At 45.5% G+C, this 15577-nt stretch carries 12 protein-coding genes; 7 read left to right on the forward strand and 5 right to left on the reverse strand.

What is annotated here, in order from left to right:
* Positions 1–4 precede the first annotated feature (4 nt).
* The 7 genes from DWW23_RS08710 to rseP all read left to right on the forward strand — a co-directional run bounded on the left by DWW23_RS08710 (position 5) and on the right by rseP (position 7839).
* On the forward strand, positions 5–1816 hold the full coding sequence (locus tag DWW23_RS08710; RefSeq protein WP_122352904.1) for a glycoside hydrolase family 2 protein: 1812 nt from the start codon (positions 5–7) through the stop codon (positions 1814–1816).
* 129 nt (positions 1817–1945) lie between these two features.
* The gene (locus DWW23_RS08715) at positions 1946–2545 is read left to right on the forward strand and encodes a DUF4290 domain-containing protein (RefSeq protein ID WP_122352905.1); all 600 of its coding nucleotides are present in this window, start codon (positions 1946–1948) and stop codon (positions 2543–2545) included.
* Complete coding sequence (murA, locus tag DWW23_RS08720) at positions 2542–3846, forward strand: UDP-N-acetylglucosamine 1-carboxyvinyltransferase (RefSeq protein ID WP_122352906.1); 1305 nt, start codon at positions 2542–2544, stop codon at positions 3844–3846. Before DWW23_RS08715 ends, murA begins: the two co-directional genes overlap by 4 nt.
* 11 nt (positions 3847–3857) lie before the next feature.
* Entirely contained in the window at positions 3858–4379 is a 522-nt protein-coding gene (gene rimM, locus DWW23_RS08725) for a ribosome maturation factor RimM (protein ID WP_122352907.1), read from the forward strand.
* 71 nt (positions 4380–4450) lie between these two features.
* Entirely contained in the window at positions 4451–5323 is an 873-nt protein-coding gene (locus DWW23_RS08730; RefSeq protein WP_122352908.1) for a M23 family metallopeptidase, read from the forward strand.
* Between the two features lie 4 nt (positions 5324–5327).
* Positions 5328–6485: a 1-deoxy-D-xylulose-5-phosphate reductoisomerase gene (locus tag DWW23_RS08735; protein ID WP_122352909.1), complete on the forward strand. Its 1158-nt coding sequence runs from the start codon at positions 5328–5330 to the stop codon at positions 6483–6485.
* Positions 6486–6507: 22 nt separating this feature from the next.
* Positions 6508–7839 carry an RIP metalloprotease RseP gene (gene rseP / locus DWW23_RS08740; RefSeq protein WP_122352910.1) on the forward strand — a complete coding sequence of 444 codons (1332 nt, stop codon included), beginning with the start codon at positions 6508–6510 and terminating at the stop codon, positions 7837–7839.
* Between the two features lie 496 nt (positions 7840–8335).
* Here the strand turns inward: rseP and DWW23_RS08745 are convergent, their stop codons facing one another.
* The 5 genes from DWW23_RS08745 to secA form a co-directional block, all read right to left on the reverse strand.
* Positions 8336–9055 (reverse strand): hypothetical protein, encoded by a 720-nt coding sequence (locus DWW23_RS08745; RefSeq protein WP_122352911.1) that lies wholly within the window; start codon positions 9053–9055, stop codon positions 8336–8338.
* A gap of 231 nt (positions 9056–9286) precedes the next feature.
* The gene (ald, locus tag DWW23_RS08750; RefSeq protein WP_122352912.1) at positions 9287–10393 is read right to left on the reverse strand and encodes an alanine dehydrogenase; all 1107 of its coding nucleotides are present in this window, start codon (positions 10391–10393) and stop codon (positions 9287–9289) included.
* A 76-nt stretch (positions 10394–10469) separates the two neighbouring features.
* Positions 10470–10811: a hypothetical protein gene (locus tag DWW23_RS08755; RefSeq protein ID WP_122352913.1), complete on the reverse strand. Its 342-nt coding sequence runs from the start codon at positions 10809–10811 to the stop codon at positions 10470–10472.
* Between the two features lie 46 nt (positions 10812–10857).
* On the reverse strand, positions 10858–12000 hold the full coding sequence (locus DWW23_RS08760) for a glycerate kinase (RefSeq protein ID WP_122352914.1): 1143 nt from the start codon (positions 11998–12000) through the stop codon (positions 10858–10860).
* 86 nt (positions 12001–12086) lie between these two features.
* A complete protein-coding gene (secA, locus tag DWW23_RS08765) occupies positions 12087–15473 on the reverse strand; it encodes a preprotein translocase subunit SecA (protein ID WP_122352915.1) in 3387 nt (1128 codons plus the stop codon).
* Between the last annotated feature and the right edge of the window lie 104 nt (positions 15474–15577).

The following is a 15577-nucleotide window of genomic DNA, read 5'->3' on the forward strand; positions in this document are numbered from 1 at the left end:
GAACATGAAAAAAACATTATTGGTATGTTGTGCTTTGGCACTAACCGTGTGTGCCCAGGCCCAATGGAAGCCGGCAGGTGACAAGATCAAGACGAAATGGGCGGAACAGATCAACCCTAAAAATGTATTGCCCGAGTATCCCCGTCCGCAACTGGAACGTACGGATTGGGTAAATCTGAACGGAGAGTGGGAATATGCTATTAAACCGAAGGGAGAGGTCGAACCGCAGGCGTTTGACGGGAATATCCTGGTTCCTTTTGCCATAGAATCATCTCTGTCGGGTGTTCAGAAAGAAGTGGGAGATGCCAATGAGCTGTGGTATAAACGGACTTTTTCGGTACCGGCTAACTGGAAGAATAGAGATATTGTACTTAATTTCGGTGCTGTGGACTGGAAAGCGGATGTATTTATCAATGATGTCCTGATCGGTTCCCACCAGGGAGGCTTTACCCCGTTCTCATTCAATATCACTCCTTATCTGAACGGAAAGAGTAACCAGAAATTGGTTGTCCGTGTCTGGGACCCGAGTGACAAAGGATACCAACCGAGAGGTAAACAGACTTCTAATCCGGAAGGTATCTGGTATACTCCGGTAACAGGTATCTGGCAGACTGTATGGATCGAACCGGTAGCTACTAATCATATTACTTCCGTTAAATCGATTCCGAACATTGACAATGGAACGATGAATGTAACGGTCGGTACTTCTATGCCTTGTAATACCTCTATTGTTGAGGTTAAGCTGATGGACAAGGGCCAGGTGGTTGCTTCTGCGAAAGGTATCCAGGGGAAAGAACTTCGTTTGGCCGTACAGAATCCGACTCTTTGGGATACAACCAATCCGTATCTGTATGACATGAAAGTATCTTTGGTTAAAGATGGTAAAGTACTGGATGATGTAAAATCATACACTGCTTTCCGTAAGATTTCTGCTAAGAGAGATGCAAACGGCGTTATGCGTATGCAGCTGAACAATAAGAATTTATTCCATTATGGTCCGCTAGATCAGGGATGGTGGCCTGACGGCTTATATACTGCTCCGACCGATGAGGCATTGCTTTATGATATCATCAAAACAAAAGAATGGGGATTCAATATGATCCGTAAACACGTAAAAGTAGAACCGTCACGTTGGTATTATCATTGCGATAAAGAAGGTATCCTGGTTTGGCAGGATATGCCGAGCGGTGATATGGGTAATCAGTGGGCTCCTCATACTTATAACGGCGGAACAGATAAGGAGCGTTCTTCCGCTTCGATCGCAAACTATTATCAGGAATGGAAAGAGATCATGGACCTGTGCGTTTCTCACCCTTCTGTAGTCGTATGGGTTCCTTTCAATGAAGCATGGGGACAATTCGATACTGAAAAAGTAGCTGAATGGACAAAGAATTACGATCCTTCCCGTCTGGTAAATCCGGCTAGTGGAGGTAACCACCGTGCCTGCGGAGATATTCTCGACCTGCACAACTATCCGGGTCCGAACATGTTCCTGTATGATCCGCAGCGGGTAACAGTATTGGGAGAATACGGTGGTATCGGTTTGCCTTTGGAAAACCATTTATGGTGGAATAAACGTAACTGGGGATATGTTCAGTTCAAGAACAGCGATGAGGTTACTGCCGAATATGTAAAATATGCTAATGAACTGAAAGATATGGTAGACCGTGGTTTCTCTGCAGCCGTTTACACTCAGACCACAGATGTGGAAGGCGAAGTGAATGGTTTGATGACCTACGACCGCAAGGAGATCAAGATCAACGAAGCTGCCGTGAAGAAAGCGAACCAGGCGGTGATCAACCAGTTGTCAAAGTAAATATTTAACCAGAACAAGTAATATTTGTTTAGCAGATAGATTTTGTCCCTATGCCTCTTTTGCAGGTGTAGGGACATCTTGTGTAAATCAATTAAAATAAGTACATTTGCCGGATAAACGAATATGATAATGAAATATAATACAGAAGAAAAGAAATTGGCTATGCCCGAATACGGACGCAATATCCAGAATATGGTAGACTATTGTGTTGCAATAGAGGACAGGGAAGAACGCAAGCGTTGCGCCAATACAATAATCAACATCATGGGAAATATGTTTCCCCATCTGCGTGATGTGAACGACTTCAAACACATTTTATGGGATCATCTGGCTATCATGTCCGATTTTAAACTGGACATCGATTATCCTTATGAAATCGTGAAGAAAGAGAACCTGTATGCCCGTCCTCCGCGGATCCCGTATAACAATAACCGTATCCGTTACCGTCATTACGGGAGAACACTGGAACTGATGATCCGTAAGGCTACGGAGCTGGAACCGGGTGTTGAAAAAGATCAGCTCATCAAGTTGCTGGCAACCCAGATGAAGAAATCGTTCCTTACCTGGAACAAGGAGTCGGTAGACGACCGTAAGATATTCAAAGACCTCGATGAATTGTCGGAAGGACAGATCGTGTTGAGCGAAGAGGTACATAAACTGACGGAAAGCCGCGATATCCTGGCCCGGAATAATACGAACAAAAAGAATTATCCCCGTAAAAGCCGATGAGTTCATTTGTTATAGAAGGTGGTTATAAGTTATCCGGCGAGATCACTCCGCAAGGTGCCAAGAACGAGGCATTGGAAGTGATTTGTGCTGTTTTGCTGACTCCGGAGAAAGTAACGATCCATAATGTACCCGATATCCTGGATGTGAACAACCTCATTCAGCTTTTGCGTGACATGCAGGTGAAAGTGGAACATCCGGCAGCCGATACCTATACGTTCCAGGCTGATAATATCGATCTGGATTATCTGAATACGGATGATTTCCTGCGTAAAAGCGGATCGTTACGTGGTTCGGTCATGATCGTCGGACCGTTGGTTGCCCGCTTCGGCAAGGCATTGATCCCGAAACCGGGTGGCGACAAGATCGGACGCCGTCGTCTGGATACCCACTTTGTCGGTATACAGAAGCTCGGTGCCTGCTTTAGCTATGATGCCGAACGTCAGTTATACGAGATCGAAGCGAAGCGTCTCAAAGGAGCCTATATGCTACTGGACGAAGCTTCGGTAACCGGTACGGCCAATATCCTGATGGCTGCCGTGCTGGCAGAAGGTACTACCACCATTTATAACGCAGCCTGCGAACCCTATTTGCAACAGCTGTCATCCATGCTTAACCGGATGGGAGCTAATATATCCGGAGTAGGCTCGAACCTGCTAACCATTGAAGGTGTCGATTCTCTAGGAGGAACTACCCATACTATTTTGCCGGATATGATCGAAGTCGGCAGTTTTATCGGTATGGCAGCCATGACCGCTTCCGACATCACCATAAAAAATACCGGATATGAAATGTTGGGAATTATTCCCGAATCATTCCGCCGCCTGGGTATCACTGTCGAACAGATCGGCGACGATATCCATATCCCTACACACGATTCATACGAAATAGATACCTTTATCGACGGTTCTATCATGACCATTGCCGATGCTCCCTGGCCGGGACTAACTCCCGACTTGCTGAGTGTTCTCCTGGTCGTAGCTACACAATCCGTAGGCAGTGTGCTGATCCATCAGAAGATGTTTGAAAGCCGCCTGTTCTTTGTGGATAAGCTGATCGACATGGGAGCTCAGATTATTCTTTGTGATCCGCACCGTGCTACGGTGATCGGTTTGGGCAACCGCTTCAAATTGCGTGGTTCCAATATGGTTTCACCGGATATCCGTGCCGGCATAGCCTTGTTGATCGCTGCAATGAGTGCGGAAGGAACCAGCCATATCCATAATATCGATCAGATCGACCGCGGATATCAGAATATCGATAAACGTTTGAATAACATAGGAGCCCGTATTACCCGGCTCTGATATTTCCTGTTATGATAAGAAAAGAAGAAGTTTTTAAGATCGGGCAGTTTGCCAAACCTCACGGGATAAAGGGAGAGATCTCGCTGGTGACGAACTGCGACTTGTTTGATGATGTAGAAGACCCTTGTATCGTTTGTGAGATGGATGGTATCCTGGTCCCTTTCTTTATCGAGGAGTACCGTTATAAGACCGATACTGTCATGTTGGTAAAGCTGGAAAATATAAATGATGAGAAAGCTGCCCGTGAATTTACGAACCGTGAAGTCTTTTTCCCGCTGGAAGATGTGGATGAAGACGATCTGGTAGGCGATATGTCGTGGGACAGTTTTATCGGATATACTGTCATCGACGAGCAACACGGGGAACTGGGTAAGATCACTGATGTGGATGAAACGACAATCAACGTTCTTTTGCAGATCGACCATAAAGGCAACGAAATACTCCTTCCGGCTGCCGAAGAGTTGATAACGGCTGCAGATCATGAAAATAAAACACTCCGGGTTTCCGTTCCCGAAGGTCTGCTTGATTTATAATAACGTTAATTAGAGTAAACAATGCCCGTGTAGATACGGTTTTTGTTACTTTTGCGTTTTAACATAAAAACATGGCACGAAAACAACGAAAGAACAATAAGAAATCATTCTGGCACCGGATCAGGTTCAAATACAAGCTGTCTTTTTTCAATGAAACGACGCTGGAAGAAGTATGGTCTTTCCGTTTGTCGCAGCTCTCGGCTTTTCTTACGCTTGCCTTGTTTGCTTTTATGTTGGTGGGGATAACTTCGCTGATTATTATTAAAACACCGATACGAAATTATTTACCGGGTTACCTGGATGTAGAAATACGTAAGGAGATCATGCAGAATGCACTGCGTGCCGATTCACTGGAGCGGATGATGTCCATCCAGTCGCTTTATCTGGAAAATGTAGCCGGTATCTTGTCCGGTACGATCGAGCTGGATTCTATCCGTCAGATCGATTCCCTGGCCCATGTGGATGCAAACTACGAAATACCCCGCAGTAAGTCGGAAGAAAAGTTTGTCAAGAGTTTTGAGGAAGAAGAAAAATATAATCTGACGGTGCTGAATCCGAATCCGGTTCCTACAGACGGGATCTTTTTCTATAAACCTGTCAACGGCGTGGTATCTTCGCATTATGAAGCGGATGCCCGTCATTTCGGCGTTGACCTGGTGGCTGCTCCGAAAGAAAGCGTACTGGCGACATTGGACGGTACGGTGGTATTTACCGGATTTGATCCTAATTTCGGGAATGTGATTCAGTTGCAACATAAGAACGGATTCCTTTCCGTTTATAAACATAATGAATTATTGCTGAAAGAGATTGGCGACCACGTGGTAGCCGGCGAAGCGATTGCTTTGGTGGGAAACACGGGGAAACTGTCTACCGGCCCGCATCTCCATTTCGAGTTGTGGTATAAAGGTACTCCGGTCAATCCTGAAGAATATATAGCTTTTTAAATCGATGAAAAGAACTTTAGCCATATTAGGTTCTACCGGTTCGATCGGGACACAGGCCCTGGAAGTAGTCAGCGAACATGCCGACTTATTCGAAGTGTATGCCTTGACCGCCAATAACCAGGTAGATTTACTGATTAATCAGGCACGTAAATATATGCCCGAAGTGGTCGTAATTGCCAACGAACAGAAATATCCCGAGTTGAAAGAGGCTTTGGAAGATCTGCCGATCAAGGTATGGGCGGGTTCGGATGCGATTGCACAGGTGGTACAGTCGGAGCCGATCGATATGGTACTGACTGCCATGGTCGGATATTCCGGACTGAAACCGACGATTGCCGCTATCAAAGCAGGCAAGGCGATTGCGTTGGCCAATAAAGAAACGTTAGTGGTGGCGGGTGAACTGATCACTTCGCTGGCTACAGAGCATAAAGTACCGGTCCTGCCGGTCGATTCTGAACATTCTGCCATTTTCCAGTGTTTAGCGGGAGAGTGGGAGAATCAGGTGGAGAAGATTCTGCTTACTGCTTCCGGCGGACCGTTCCGTACGAAAACGATGGAAGAACTGGCTGGGGTAACCAAAGCCCAGGCTTTGAAACATCCGAACTGGAGTATGGGGGCAAAGATCACGATCGATTCGGCTTCCATGATGAATAAAGGCTTTGAAATGATCGAAGCCAAATGGCTGTTTGGCGTAACACCAGAACAGATACAGATCGTGGTGCACCCGCAATCGGTCATTCATTCGATGGTGCAGTTTGAAGACGGCGCTGTGATGGCCCAGTTGGGTATTCCGGATATGAAGTTACCTATCAGTTACGCATTCTCTTATCCGAAGCGTTTGAAGAGTAAAGCACCCCGGTTGGATTTCAACCAGTATTCCACGTTGACATTCGAAGAACCCGACATGAAGCGTTTCCGCAACCTGGCATTTGCATTCGATGCGATCCGTACGGGAGGAAATATGCCGTGTATTTTGAATGCAGCCAACGAGATAGTGGTAGCAGCCTTTCTACGGGATGAGATCGGATTCCTGCAAATGAGCGATGTGATTGAAAAGACGATGGAGAAATCTTCTTTCATAGCAACACCTACTTATGAGGATTATGTGGCAACAGATACCGAAGCACGGCAGATGGCGGCAGCGGTTATGAAAACAATATAAATTAATACAGACAGACAAATAGATGGAGACATTTTTAATTAGGGCGTTACAGCTCATCCTGAGCTTATCGATATTGGTCCTTGTGCATGAGTTCGGACATTTTATTTTTGCCCGCATTTTCAAGGTCCGGGTAGAGAAGTTTTATCTTTTCTTTGATCCCTGGTTCTCATTGTTCAAGTTTAAACCGAAGAACAGTGAGACAGAGTACGGTATCGGCTGGTTGCCTCTGGGCGGTTATTGCAAGATATCGGGTATGATCGATGAAAGTATGGACAAGGAGGCGATGTCGCAACCTGCCAAACCGTATGAATTCCGTTCCAAACCTGCCGGTCAGCGTTTGATGATCATGATTGCAGGTGTTTTGTTCAACTTCCTGTTGGCATTGTTTATCTATTCGATGGTGCTTTATACCTGGGGCGAAACCTATCTGCCTCTGAAGAATATGAAGCATGGTATGTACTACAGTGAAGCTTTCCATAACATCGGTTTTAAGGATGGCGATATTCTTTTGAAAGCGAATAACGAAGAGTTGGACCGTCTGGACCAGGCCAGTTTCCGCAAAGTCGTGGAAGCTAATAACGTTACGGTATTGCGTGACGGGGTAGAAACGATTATTCCTATACCGGAAGATATGATGCAGCGTTTTATGCGTGAAGGAAAAGGTTTTGCCAATCCGAACCGTATACCGATGGTTGTAAAGAGCTTGTTGTCCAAAGATTCACCGGCTGCGATCGCCGGTTTACAGGCTGGAGATAGTATTGTTGCGGTGAATGGGCAGTCTACCCCCTTGCTGGAGGAGGTCGCTGAATTATTCGATCAGAATAAAGGAAAGGATATAACTCTGAACTTTTATCGTGATAATAAGGAACAGTCGGTTGTTCTCCAGTTGGATACAGCCGGAAAGATGGGAGCTTATCTGATGAGTTCGTCCGATATATATCCGACAGTGACCCGTACATATGGTTTCTTCGAATCGTTCCCTGCCGGTGCTATGCTGGGGGTAAATACCTTAAAAGGGTATATCAATGATATGAAGTATGTCTTTACGAAAGAAGGAGCGTCGAGTCTGGGCGGTTTCGGTACGATCGGAAGTATCTTCCCGACAGTCTGGAACTGGCAGGTATTCTGGATGCAGACGGCATTTTTGTCGATCATCCTGGCCTTTATGAATATATTGCCTATTCCTGCGTTGGATGGCGGACATGTGATGTTCCTGCTCTATGAAGTGGTTGCCCGTCGCAAGCCGAGCGATAAATTCCTGGAATATGCACAGATTACCGGTATGTTCCTGTTGTTCGCTTTGCTGATCTATGCAAATGGAAATGACATATTCCGTTTCTTTTTCAAGTCCTGACGTTTTTGTAAACTGATAACACTATAATGTCACTACCTTTAGCACTACTGTGCTGATAGTAGTGACATTATAGTATCAGGATACCTGAGTCTATAGTGCGGGTATATCATTTCTATGTTATAGGGAAAAGTCTGTTATTCTATAGGGAGAGTTCCGGTAGGGATATAGGGTAGAAGCTGCTACCTTTTAAGGAAAAAAGTGTACGCTTTTCTTCTGAAATATGTAAGTCTTTTTTGAAACGGATAACTATCAGTCAGGAAATGGGTAGGCATCCGTTTTTTTGTTCTGTACTATGAAGTTTGCAAACTATATGTTTCAGCCTTCAGTCTTTCCTACAGCTTGAATAATAAAAACTCCGGCTGAAAGGTGAACTTCTCTGTCGGAAAAGAACCTTTCAGCCGGAGCTATTGATTTTTACATTCTGAAACAGCCTGAAGGCTGAAACGTGAAATAAAAACTCCCTTGAGGGATGGATATTTAAACGCTGATTATACGTTTATTTAGCCAACGTTTCGTTGATAGAATCCAGGATTTTCTTGGAGTTAGCATCTGCAGCATTGATTGCCAAAGCTTGTTCCAGATATTCTTTTGCTTTCTTCATCTGAACGTCTGCTTTATCCTTTTCTGCTTCATATTTTGCAGGATCGGTAGCGGCAGCCAGGATCTTGGCACCTTCATTGTAATACATAGCTCCTAAGCTATAAAGCGCATTACCTTTATATTTAGGATTACTTACGATCAGGACATCTTTATATAATTCTTCAGCATCGGCTACTTTGCCACCTTTCTGGGCTGCCTGTCCTTGCTTCATACAATATACATAAAGCAGTTTTTCCAGATCGGCATCACCCGGCTTTGCTTTCAAACCTGCCTCTACAGTTGCTGTAAATTCAGCAGCTTTATTCAGGTTACGCAACGCCATTGCTTTTCCTGTATAGGCATCGTCGATGTTTTTGTTCTTTTGAATTGCTAAATCATAATATTTTACTGCATCTTCATATTTCTTAGCTTGAAAAGCAGCGAATGCACAATTAAAAACACGGTCGGCATCTTCATTGTTAGTTTGCTTCAGGAACCCGTCATACTTTGTAAATGCTTCCGCATAGTTTTTAGCTTTTAAGGCTGCATCACCTTCATCACGCAGTTTATCAGCGTCTTGTGCAAATACATTTCCAATACTTAGGCAGAAAGCCAATAACAAAACAATTTTCTTCATGGTTGTTAAACGATTTAATTTTTATTATTAGATGCGCTAAGGTAGTAAGCTCTGTAAAAGTATCAAAACGATTTTACATTTTTTTTGATATTATAAAGGAATGAGACCTTAATTTAGAAACGAAGGCAAGCAGACAGATTACAGATAAAAGAAGGCATGAATATAAAGGATTGTAAATGTCGGTTATGTTCCGGACAAAGACCAGGGGCATAACCGACATTTGTTTTGGGGTTATAATACGGTAGGATAGCAGGGGAGTCCGAAGGCTTCGGCTACTGCCGGATAGACGATTTTCCCTTCTATGATATTCAGTCCGGGATAAAGGCTTTTGTCTTCTTTGCATGCCTCTTTCCATCCTTTATCCGCCAGTTCCAGTATATAAGGCAATGTCGCATTCGTCAATGCCAGTGTAGAGGTCTGGGGGACGGCGCCCGGGATATTGGCTACGCAATAGTGGACGATCGTATCGACCGTATAGACCGGATCGGCATGTGTTGTGGGATGTGAAGTCTCGAAACAACCTCCCTGGTCGATGGCAACGTCTACCAGGACGCTTCCCGCCTTCATTAATTGCAACATCTCTTTTGTTATCAGGTGGGGAGCTTTGGCTCCGGGGATCAGAACGGCACCGATCACCAGGTCCGTGTATGGAAGTTCTGTTTCGATATTGTGGGTGGAGGAATAAAGTGTTTTTACATTAGCGGGCATGATTTGCTCGAGGTAACGTAAGCGGGGTAGTGAAATGTCGGCTATTGTCACGTCGGCACCGAGTCCGGCGGCCATCAATGCGGCGCTATGTCCGACTATACCACCTCCTAAAACCAATACGCGAGCCGGTTTTACTCCCGGTACGCCTCCTAAAAGGATGCCTTTTCCACCCTGCGGTTTTTCCAGGAAGCGGGCACCTTCCTGTATAGACATACGTCCGGCAACTTCACTCATAGGGATCAGAAGAGGCAGTGTACCGTCCGGATTTTCAACGGTCTCATACGCCAGGCAGATGGAACCGCTGTCCATCATGGCAAGTGTCAGTTTTTCGTCTGAAGCAAAATGGAAATAAGTAAAGACGAGTTGTCCTTTGCGTACCAATGAGTATTCGGAGGCAATCGGCTCTTTTACTTTAACGATCATTTCAGCAGTCTGGTAAACGTCGCTTATCGACGGGAGAATCTGTGCTCCGGCTTCTACATAGGCTGAATCAGGAAAACCGCTGTTTTCACCGGCTGTATGTTGTATATAGACGGTGTGTCCTCTCTTCACCAATTCTTTAGCTCCGGCAGGCGTAAGCGCTACACGGTTCTCATTGTTTTTGATTTCTTTGGGAATTCCGATGATCATAATGTTAATGTTTAAATGTTGTTATGCTGCAATATACATAAAAATATGACATTATGCTGTAAAAGAATGATTTTTATTACTTTTTGACAATGATGGTTGATGGCTGGACTTCGCGATTGAATATAGAAATAATTGAACCTATCTGAGCATAAGTCTCAGTCATCAATAAGACAAACTTAGTTACAGGTTCATTTGCCGTCTGCTTCAGCTGACGGATAGGTAAATGATCTATCTCATTGGACTTTAGTCCCATTTTAACAGTCTTGCTATTTAAGAGAAATGCGGCTAAAGCCAAAAAAGGGATACAATCTGTAGACCGTTGGTTAAAACCAACGGCAAATGAACCTGTAATAGTCATGTCACTTTGATTATAGGATAGTTCAAATCTGATAAATATTGAACCTTTTGCTATCTCCATTATCAGGACATATTGACTCGTTATTGATAAACACTAATGTTCCTCTTTAAAATAATAAGTTAAGAATATAGCAAATCTGTTCTATGGTCCGTCGGATATTACGATAGGCATAGTCTGGTTGCATCGCTTTTTCCAGGGAGATGGGGGCAGGGTGTATAGGGAATATAGCGGACAGACCTGCTTCCCGTAATTCTTTGTCTGCCGTAATATCTAATTGTCCGGTGATGGCAATGACAGGAATCTGCTGTGAGGCTGCTGCACGGGCAATGCCGACAGGTACTTTGCCGAACAATGTCTGCCGGTCCATCTTTCCTTCTCCGGTGATCACCAGACCGGCCCCGCGAATGATCTCGTCAAAATGCAGATAATCCATAATCAGTTCGATACCCGGAGATATATTAGCTTGCAGAAAAGCGACACAACCTCCTCCCATACCGCCGCCGGCTCCTGCTCCGGGCAGATGGCCGATCTCTTTTCCGGTCGTTTCAAAAATAAGTTCAGCCAGGTGTTTCATCCCTTTGTCGAGTGCTTTGATTTGTTCTTCATTCCCGCCTTTTTGCGGACCGAATATACAGGCTGCTCCTTGCGGACCATAAAAGGGATTGGTAACATCGGTTGCTATATGAAAAGTGCAATCCTGTAATTCCGATAATTGGTTTTGTGTGTCGATATGCCGGATGGAGGAAAGACTTTTCCCTCCTTTTTCTACCTCATTGCCCTCTTCATCAGTAAAGCGGACACCCAAAGCCTGCATCATCCCCGTTCCGGCATCGTTCGTCGCACTCCCGCCCACACCGATAATAAAATTGCGGCAGCCGCGTTCGATGGCGTCGGCTATCATTTCACCCGTGCCGTAGGTGGTCGTATCCATAACATTCCCCGGTCTCAAAGGAATCAGATCCAGACCGCTGGCAGCCGACATTTCAATGATTGCCGTCTGTCCGTCTCCCGTCATACCGTAGCTGGCCTGAATCGGTTGCATCAAGGGGTTATGCACCGGTATAGTTATGATTTTCCCTTGGGTTGCATCTACCAGCGCATCGACAGTCCCTTCGCCACCGTCGGCTATAGGTACTTTGATCATTTCACATCCGGGCAAAGTATTCTGTATCCCTTCTTCTACGGCGTTGGCGATGGAGGAGGAGGAAAGGCATCCTTTAAAAGAATCGACAGCGATAACTATTTTCATTTTTTATCTGTTTGGATGGGGTAAAGATACAAAAAAGGGCAGCTTAACCAGTAAGCTACCCTTTCTATCTGTTATCTTGTCAGGTTTTATAAACCTTGTCCGTGACAGTTTTTGTATTTCTTGCCGCTTCCGCAAGGGCAGAGATCGTTACGTCCTACTCGCTTTTCGGCACGAACCGGTTCCTGGCGAGGTTGCTGCGGAGCACGTTCTTCCGGATCATTGTTTCCGCTGATGTCGGTTTTTTCCGTACGGTAACGGCTCATGTCCTGGCGTTGTTCCGGACCAGCCTGTCTTACTTCGATACGGCGACGCTCTGCTGCGGCAGCCTGCTGCTGAGCTTGCTGTGCAGCCGCCTGGCGTTCAGCCATTGCCTGTCTTTCTTCTTCTGTCGGCTCTTCACGCACCGGGATCTGTCCGCGCATCAATACGGCGGCTGTCTTACGGTTCATGGTGTCGACCATCGATTTGAACAGGTTGTAAGATTCCAGCTTGTAGATCAACAACGGATCTTTGTTTTCGTAGCTTGCATTCTGTACCGAGTGGCGCAGTTCGTCCATTTCGCGCAAATGTTCTTTCCATGCTTCGTCGATGGTATGCAGTACGATCGATTTCTGGAATGCTTTCGTGATCGCTTTGCTTTCAGTTTCGTATGCTTCTTTCAGATTACATGAAACATTGTACATACGTTTACCGTCGGTGATAGGGATCATGATATTTTCGTACATAGCGCCCTGGTGTTCGTAAACCTGTTTGATAACCGGGTGGGCTACCTGTGTCATACGTTCCATACGGCGTTTGAATGTCTGCAAAGCCTGTTCGAACAACTTGTCACCCAACTGTCCGCCTTTCATGTTCTTGAATTCTTCCTCTGTGAACGGACTTTCCATAGCGAAAGTCTTGAACAGTTCCAACTTGAATCCTTCGTAGTCGATTCCGTCCGAATGTTGGTCGGCAATGGCAATAGAAGTATCGTAGATCGTATTCAGTACGTCCAGACCGATACGTTCTCCCATCAAGGCGTGACGGCGGCGGGTATAGATCACGTTACGTTGTGAGTTCATCACATCGTCATATTCCAGCAAACGTTTACGGATACCGAAGTTGTTTTCTTCTACCTTCTTCTGTGCACGTTCTACCGATTTGCTCAGCATATTGTGTTCCAGTACTTCACCTTCCTTGAAGCCCAGTTTGTCCATCAGTCCGGCAATCTTGTCGGAAGCGAACAGACGCATCAGGTTATCTTCCAGTGATACGTAGAATACAGAAGAACCCGGGTCACCCTGACGTCCTGCACGACCACGCAACTGGCGGTCTACACGGCGGCTTTCGTGACGTTCCGTACCGATGATGGCCAAACCGCCTGCGGCTTTTACTTCCGGCGACAGCTTGATGTCGGTACCACGACCGGCCATGTTGGTTGCGATAGTCACCGTTCCGCTCTGACCCGCCAAAGCAACGATCTCAGCTTCTTTCTGGTGTAACTTCGCATTCAATACATTATGTTTGATCTTACGCAGGGTAAGCATACGGCTCAATAACTCGGAGATTTCGACTGAAGTCGTACCGACCAGTACCGGACGTCCCGCTTCTACCAATGCACTGATCTCTTCGATCACGGCAGCATATTTTTCGCGTTTGGTCTTGTAGATACGGTCGTTCATATCGTTACGGGCGATCGGACGGTTTGTCGGGATCACCACTACATCCAGTTTATAGATGTCCCAGAACTCGCCTGCTTCCGTTTCGGCTGTACCGGTCATACCCGACAGCTTGTGATACATACGGAAATAGTTCTGCAGAGTAATGGTAGCGAATGTCTGTGTAGCAGCTTCAACCTTTACACCTTCCTTGGCTTCGATAGCCTGGTGCAGACCGTCAGAGTAACGGCGGCCGTCCATGATACGTCCGGTCTGTTCGTCTACGATCATCACCTTGTTATCCATCACCACATATTCATCGTCTTTCTCAAACAATGTGTAGGCTTTCAACAACTGGTTGATAGTATGTACGCGTTCGCTTTTTACAGAGTAGTTGGCAAGGATCTCATCTTTCTTAGCCTGTTTTTCTTCTTCCGAGCCTTTGAAGTTTTCCAACTGTGACAGTTCGGAAGTGATATCCGGTAAAACGAAGAAAGTTGGATCATCGGAACGGCCTGTCAGCAGGTCGATACCTTTATCCGACAGTTCGATGCTGTTATTTTTCTCATCGATCACGAAGTACAGTTCATCGGTAGCTTCGTGCATATGACGCATGTTTTCCGACATGAAATATTCTTCAGTCTTCAACATCTGGGCTTTCACACCCTGTTCACTCAGGAATTTGATCAACGCTTTGTTACGCGGGTATCCTTTGAATGAACGGTATAATTGGATAGAACCTTCTTCTACTTCTTTCGGATCGCTGCTGGCCATCTTTTTCTTGGCCTCGATCAGCATTTTGGAACACAACTCTTTCTGTGCGTTTACCACGACTTCCACGTTCGGACGGAACTGTTCGAACAGTTGTTCTTCACCACGGGGGATCGGACCGGAGATGATCAACGGTGTACGGGCATCATCGATCAATACGGAGTCGACCTCATCGACGATGGCATAATTATGTTTGCGTTGTACCAGGTCGCTCGGGCTGATCGCCATATTGTCACGCAGGTAGTCGAAACCGAATTCGTTGTTTGTACCGAATGTGATGTCGGCGTTATAAGCAGCGCGGCGGGCATCCGAGTTCGGCTGGTGTTTATCGATACAGTCTACGGAAAGTCCGTGGAACATATAAAGCGGTCCCATCCATTCCGAGTCACGTTTTGACAGGTAATCGTTCACGGTTACAACGTGTACACCGTTACGTGTCAGGGCGTTCAGGAATACCGGCAGGGTTGCTACCAATGTTTTACCTTCACCAGTTGCCATTTCAGCGATCTTACCTTTATGCAGAACGACACCACCGAACAGCTGAACATCGTAATGTACCATATCCCATACGATCTCATTACCACCGGCTTTCCAGTGATTCAGGAAGATTGCCTTGTCACCTTCGATACGAACGAAATCGTGTTTGGTTGCCAGATCGCGGTCGAAATCGCTTGCAGTAACTACTACTTCTTCATTTTCAGTGAAGCGGCGGGCTGTTTCTTTCATGATAGAGAAAACTTCCGGAAGAGATTCTTCCAGAACGATCTCCATCTTGTCGGTGATTGCCTTTTCGATTTTATCTACTTCAGCCCAGATAGCTTCACGTTCTTCCAGTTCTTTATCATCGATGCCTTTGCGAAGCTCTTCTACCTGAGCCCGTTCAGCAGCTACATAATCCTGAATACGTTGTTTGATTTCATCTGTTTTTGCTCTCAGTTCATCGTTCGAGAGCTTTTGGATTGACGGATATACGGCCTTGATCTTATCCACGTACGGAGTGATCTCTTTCAGGTCTCGCTGCGACTTATTGCCGAACAGCTTCGTCATAAATTCATTAAATCCCATGATATATATTAATTTATTTATTTCGTAAAGTGTTTATTTGTTGACGATCGGATTAAATTGATCACCGGAATGATATATTTCTATCAAATTCCATGCCAAAATTA

This window comes from Parabacteroides sp. AF14-59 (assembly GCF_003479515.1).
GTDB classification, from domain to species: domain Bacteria; phylum Bacteroidota; class Bacteroidia; order Bacteroidales; family Tannerellaceae; genus Parabacteroides; species Parabacteroides faecis.

What these genes read in the sequence shown, in the direction of transcription:
- DWW23_RS08710 (WP_122352904.1), top strand. Translation starts at nt 5, where the DNA reads ATGAAAAAAACATTATTGGTATGTTGTGCTTTGGCACTAACCGTGTGT.
- DWW23_RS08715 (WP_122352905.1), top strand. Translation starts at nt 1,946, where the DNA reads ATGAAATATAATACAGAAGAAAAGAAATTGGCTATGCCCGAATACGGA.
- murA (WP_122352906.1), top strand. Translation starts at nt 2,542, where the DNA reads ATGAGTTCATTTGTTATAGAAGGTGGTTATAAGTTATCCGGCGAGATC.
- rimM (WP_122352907.1), top strand. Translation starts at nt 3,858, where the DNA reads ATGATAAGAAAAGAAGAAGTTTTTAAGATCGGGCAGTTTGCCAAACCT.
- DWW23_RS08730 (WP_122352908.1), top strand. Translation starts at nt 4,451, where the DNA reads ATGGCACGAAAACAACGAAAGAACAATAAGAAATCATTCTGGCACCGG.
- DWW23_RS08735 (WP_122352909.1), top strand. Translation starts at nt 5,328, where the DNA reads ATGAAAAGAACTTTAGCCATATTAGGTTCTACCGGTTCGATCGGGACA.
- rseP (WP_122352910.1), top strand. Translation starts at nt 6,508, where the DNA reads ATGGAGACATTTTTAATTAGGGCGTTACAGCTCATCCTGAGCTTATCG.
- DWW23_RS08745 (WP_122352911.1), bottom strand. Translation starts at nt 9,055, where the DNA reads ATGAAGAAAATTGTTTTGTTATTGGCTTTCTGCCTAAGTATTGGAAAT.
- ald (WP_122352912.1), bottom strand. Translation starts at nt 10,393, where the DNA reads ATGATCATCGGAATTCCCAAAGAAATCAAAAACAATGAGAACCGTGTA.
- DWW23_RS08755 (WP_122352913.1), bottom strand. Translation starts at nt 10,811, where the DNA reads ATGGAGATAGCAAAAGGTTCAATATTTATCAGATTTGAACTATCCTAT.
- DWW23_RS08760 (WP_122352914.1), bottom strand. Translation starts at nt 12,000, where the DNA reads ATGAAAATAGTTATCGCTGTCGATTCTTTTAAAGGATGCCTTTCCTCC.
- secA (WP_122352915.1), bottom strand. Translation starts at nt 15,473, where the DNA reads ATGGGATTTAATGAATTTATGACGAAGCTGTTCGGCAATAAGTCGCAG.